Annotated in this window: 5 protein-coding genes; 3 read left to right on the forward strand and 2 right to left on the reverse strand. The window is 68.2% G+C overall.

The features are described from left to right. Positions 1 to 803: phosphoserine phosphatase SerB (gene serB, locus I55_RS13975; protein ID WP_044561198.1), on the forward strand; the 803-nt coding region annotated here is incomplete at its 5' end. Between the two features lie 25 nt (positions 804 to 828). On the opposite strand, the gene I55_RS13980 is transcribed toward serB, so the two are convergent. Next, a complete protein-coding gene (locus I55_RS13980; protein ID WP_044561199.1) occupies positions 829 to 2,379 on the reverse strand; it encodes a tryptophan halogenase family protein in 1,551 nt (516 codons plus the stop codon). 4 nt (positions 2,380 to 2,383) lie between these two features. Beyond that, the gene (locus tag I55_RS13985; protein WP_044561200.1) at positions 2,384 to 3,751 is read right to left on the reverse strand and encodes a cation:proton antiporter; all 1,368 of its coding nucleotides are present in this window, start codon (positions 3,749 to 3,751) and stop codon (positions 2,384 to 2,386) included. Positions 3,752 to 3,883: 132 nt separating this feature from the next. On the opposite strand from I55_RS13985, the gene I55_RS13990 reads away from it, so the two are divergent. Next, positions 3,884 to 4,126, forward strand: coding sequence for a type II toxin-antitoxin system Phd/YefM family antitoxin (locus I55_RS13990; RefSeq protein ID WP_044561201.1), 243 nt, complete (start codon positions 3,884 to 3,886; stop codon positions 4,124 to 4,126). Next, entirely contained in the window at positions 4,126 to 4,599 is a 474-nt protein-coding gene (locus tag I55_RS13995) for a PIN domain-containing protein (RefSeq protein ID WP_044561202.1), read from the forward strand. The genes I55_RS13990 and I55_RS13995 overlap by 1 nt, the downstream gene beginning before the upstream one ends. Positions 4,600 to 4,773: the final 174 nt, after the last annotated feature.

Here is a 4,773-nt window from a genome sequence, read left to right on the forward strand (position 1 = left end):
CGCAGATGGGCACCCCCGACTGGCTGGCGCCGGCCCGTGCCTGCGACATCCCCTTCTCCGGCCTGCACCCGGACCAGGCGCAGGCCGCCTGCGCCCAGGCCCTGCTGGGCCAGCCGGTGGACGCGATCACCCAGGCGCTGGAGGGCCGGCGCAAGGCGGTGCTGGTGGCCGACATGGAATCGACCATCATCCACCAGGAGATGCTGGATGAGCTGGGCGCCCTGATCGGCCGGCGCGACACCATCGCCGAGATCACACGCCGCGCCATGAACGGGGAGATCGACTTCAAGGGCGCCCTGCGGGAACGCGTGGCGCTGCTGGCCGGCATGGACGCCACGGTGATCGAGACGTTGAAGGGCATCGTCACCCTGATGCCCGGCGCCCGCAGCCTGGTCGCCACCATGCGCAAGCACGGCGCCCATTGCGCCCTGGTGTCCGGCGGCTTCAAGCCCTTCACCGCCCACGTCCGCGACCTCCTGGGCTTTGACGAGGACCAGGCCAACGATCTGGTGATCGCGGATGGCAAGCTGACCGGCCAGCCGGTGGAACCCATCCTGGACAAGGACGCCAAGGCGGCGGCGCTCACCCGTATTTGCGCCCAGCGGCGCGTGCCCCTGACCGCCGCCGTCACCGTGGGCGACGGCGCCAACGACCTGCCCATGCTGCTGGCCGCCGGCCTGGGCATCGCCTTCCATGCCAAGCCGGCGGTGGCGGCGTCCGCCCGGGCCAAGGTCGACCATGGCGACCTGACCGCCCTGCTCTACGCCCAGGGCTACCGCGAGGCGGAGATCGTAGCGGGCTGAAGCGGCCCAGCGGGCCGCGAACGGTTCAGGCGCCGACCTTGCCCGTGGCCGCGTTGACCTGGCGGATCAGCGCCCGGTGAGCCGGCAGGTCGCGGGTGGCGTGCTCGCCATAGGCCTGGATGCGGGCGAAGGTTTTGGCCGCCGTATCGGCATGCGGGTAGGCGCCCCGGGCGGCCGACAGGTCGGTTTCGAAGCCCATGCCGTACAGGATGTATTGGTAATTGAAGAAGGCGAAGGCCTCCAGGTCCAACGCGAAGTCGAAGCGGCTGGGCGGGCGGGTACGCCATTGCCGCAGCAGGTCCGCCAGGGCGGCGGGGATGCTGGCGGGGTCGCGGTTGTCGCGCCAGAACGGCTCCTCCCGCCGGCTGAGGCAGTAGTGCAGCTTCAGGAAATTGACGATGTTCTCGAACCGCCGGGTCATCAGCTCATTGAAGCGGGCGGCCGGCGCGTCCCATTGGCCGTCGTGGGGAAACAGCTCGGCCAGCATGCCCACCGCCACCTCGATCAACACCACGCTGGTGGACTCCAACGGCTCCAGGAAACCGCCGGACAACCCAATGGCCACGCAGTTCTTCACCCAGGGCGTCTCACGGTAGCCTGAGTCGAAGGTGATTTGGCGCAGGGCCGGCGGTTCGACGCCGGGGCCGAGATAGGCCCGCACGGTCGCCGCCGCCTGGTCGTCCGACATGTGGTCGCTGGAATAGACGCAGCCCACGCCCCGCGCGCTGTCCAGGCCGATGTCCCAGGTCCAGCCGGCGGCGTGCGCCGTGGCCACCGTGCAGCTTTCCAGCGGGGCGTCCGGCGCCTCATAGGGCACCTTGCAGGTCAGGGCCCGGTCGGCGAACAGGACGGACCGCACCGACTTGTGCGGCACGCCCAGGGTCCGGCCGATCAGCTCGGCGTGAAAGCCGCTGCAATCGACAAAGAAGTCGGCGGCGAGCACGCCCTGCTCCCGCGTGGTCAGGTGGGCGATGGCGCCATCCTGGCCCAAGGTGACGTCCGTCACCGTGCCGGTCAGATGGCGGACACCCAATTCCTTGGCCCGCCTGGCCAGCACGTGGGCCACCTTGGCGGCATCGAAATGATAGGCGTAATTCAGCGGGGCCTCGAAGTCGCCCTCCGGCCCGCGCTTGGGCGCCCGCTGGGCGTCGGCCACCTGCGGCTGGAAGGTCATGGCCTGGGCGAAGGGCAGGCGCCGCCGCCCGTCCTGCAACAGCCAGTAGGGCACCAGGCCCGTGCCCTCCGCCGGGAACGGCGCCTCGAAGGGATGGAAGAAGCTGTCCGTCACGCCCGCTTCCGGGGCCGTCACCCAGTTGTTGAAGCGGATACCCTGCTTGAAGGTGGCAGCGGTCTCGCGCATGAACTGGGCCTCGTTCAGGCCCAGGAAGCGCAGGGTCGTGCGGATGGTGGGGAACGTGCCCTCCCCCACCCCGACGATGCCGATGTCCGGCGATTCCAGCAGCGTGATGCCGATCGGACCATCCCTGGTCACGCCCAGGTATTTGGCGAGGTAGGCGGCGGCCAGCCAACCGGCCGTGCCGCCGCCCAGGATCAGGATGGTCCGCTTCGCTATCATCAGGTCAGCTCAAGGCTTGCTCCGGCACGGCCCCCAGTTCACCGCTCAGCCGGGCCTTGCGGCCATAGACCAGTTCGAACAGCGGGGACGCCATCATAGTCGTGACGATGGCCATGAGCACCAGCATAGAGAACAAGGTGGGCCCGATGATGCCCTTCTGCAGGCCGATGTTGATGATGATCAGCTCCATCAACCCGCGGGAGTTCATCAGGGCGCCGATGCCCAGGGCGGTGGCGTTGCTCTCACCGCACAGGCGGGCGGCGGCATAGCAGGCGACACCCTTGGCCACGATGGACGCCAGCAGCACGCCCAGCGCGATCAGCAGCAGCGGCAGGGAATTCACCATGTCCATGCGCGTGTTGAGGCCGGAGTAGGTGAAGAACATGGGCAGCAGCAGCACCACGGCCAGCGGCTCGACCTTCCGCTTCAACTCCGCCACGAACGTGCCGCGTGGCATGGCGGTCCCGATGATGAAGCCGCCGAAGATGGCGTGGATGCCGACGGCGTCCATGATGAAGGCGGATAGGCAAAACACCATCAGGGTGATGGCCAGCACGGTGTGCGTCATCTCCCCCCGCCGCTCAACCGCCCGGCCCAGCGGCGCCAGCAGGCGGCGGCCGAACAGGATGACCAGCAGGGCGAAGGTCAGGCCGCCGCCGATGGCCAGCACGGCCACGCCCGGGCCGGCGCCGAACACCGCCAGCACGATGGCCAGCACGCACCAGGAGGCGGCGTCGTCGAACGCCCCGGCTGTCAGCGACAGGGTGCCCAGGGCGGAATTGCTGAGGCCCCGTTCATTGATGATGCGGGCCAGCATGGGGAAGGCGGTCAGCGCGATGCAGGCCCCCAGGAACAGGGTGGCCTGGGTCCGCGGCAGGCCGTCGGCGAACAGGCCGGGCACACCCAGCAGCATGGGCGTGATCAGCACGGCGATCATGAAGGGGGCGGCGATGCCGGACAGGGAGACGGCGAAAGCGCTCTTGCCGTTGGTGCGGAAATGGTCGACGCGGAAGGTGGTGCCCACCAGGAACATGTACAGGCCGACGCCGAACTGGGCGCCAACGTACAGCACGTTCTTGGTCTCCTTCGGGAACAGGGCGGCGGCGGTTTCCGGGAACAGCAGGCCCAGCAGTGACGGCCCCAGCACCACGCCCGCGATCATCTCCCCCACCACCTGGGGCTGCGCCAACAGCTTCTGGCCCAACCAGCCGACGACGCGGCAGCTCAGGATGATGGCGGTGATCTGCAGGAAGAAATGAACGCTGTAGTCGCCGGGCGTCATGGCCCCGTTGGCGCCGTGCGGCGACAGCAGGTGGGTCGCCGTGTCCACGATGTTTTGCAGCGTCGCTGCGGAAAAAAGCTCTGACGCCATGACGCGATTCCACCCCGTTCTTCGTTTTGTTCGTGTTACCGATACCACGCTTATTGGGGTGGATCAGGTCGTTGTCAAAACCAAAAATCCGTAGGAATGTAGCAACATTCGTCAGCGGTTGGATGTAGCAACATGCCTACAATGAGCAGCCGGGATTTCAACCAGGACGTGGGCGGGGCCAAGCGTGCCGCCCTGACTGAGCCCGTGTTCGTCACCGACCGGGGCAAGCCCACGCACGTGCTGATGAGTTTCGAGACCTTCCTGCGGCTGACGGGTGATGGGCAGACCATCGTCGACCTGCTGGCCCTGCCGGAGGATCTGCCCCTGGACAAGGGCAGGCTGGACCTGGGCGTGAGCAAGGTGGACCGCAGCTGATGTTCCTGCTGGACACCCCTGTCATCCATGAGCTGCGCGGCGCCAAGGCGGACAAGGCCGACGCCGGCGTGCGGGCCTGGGCCGCCAACACCCCGCGCCAGCAGCTGTTCATCTCCGCCCTGACGCTGGTGGAGCTTGAGGAGTCGGTGACACGGGCGGAGCGGGCGGACAAGGCCGACGGCGGCACCCTGCGCGCCTGGCTGGACGACCGGGTCATGACGGCCTTCGAGGGCCGCATCCTGGCCGTCGACACCGCCGTAGCGCGCAGACGGCCCTCGGTCGCCCTGGCGGACAACCGCGACGCCCTGGTGGCCGCCACCGCCCTGGTCCACGGCCTGACCATCGTGACGCCCAACGCGGCGGCCTATCGCGCCGGCCGGCTGAAGACCTTCAACCCCTGGGGCTACGCGGGCGAAACGGCGGAAGACATCGCCGATTGGCGCCAGGCGACAAAAACAGCCCCATCTGGCTGAAGAACCTGTTTTTAGGTTCTGACAGGTCAACAGGCGCCGGCGGCCCATCCCAACGGTATCTGCTGTTGGCGCCCGCCCCACGCCCTGTCACTCCAACGGCAGGGCCACGAACAATAGGTCGCCGGCTCGTTCAACAGCAACAGCACGGCCTCTGGGCGTTCTCCTGGGCTTGGC

Origin of the sequence: Azospirillum sp. B4 (assembly GCF_000333275.1) — a bacterium.
Taxonomy (GTDB): domain Bacteria; phylum Pseudomonadota; class Alphaproteobacteria; order Azospirillales; family Azospirillaceae; genus Nitrospirillum.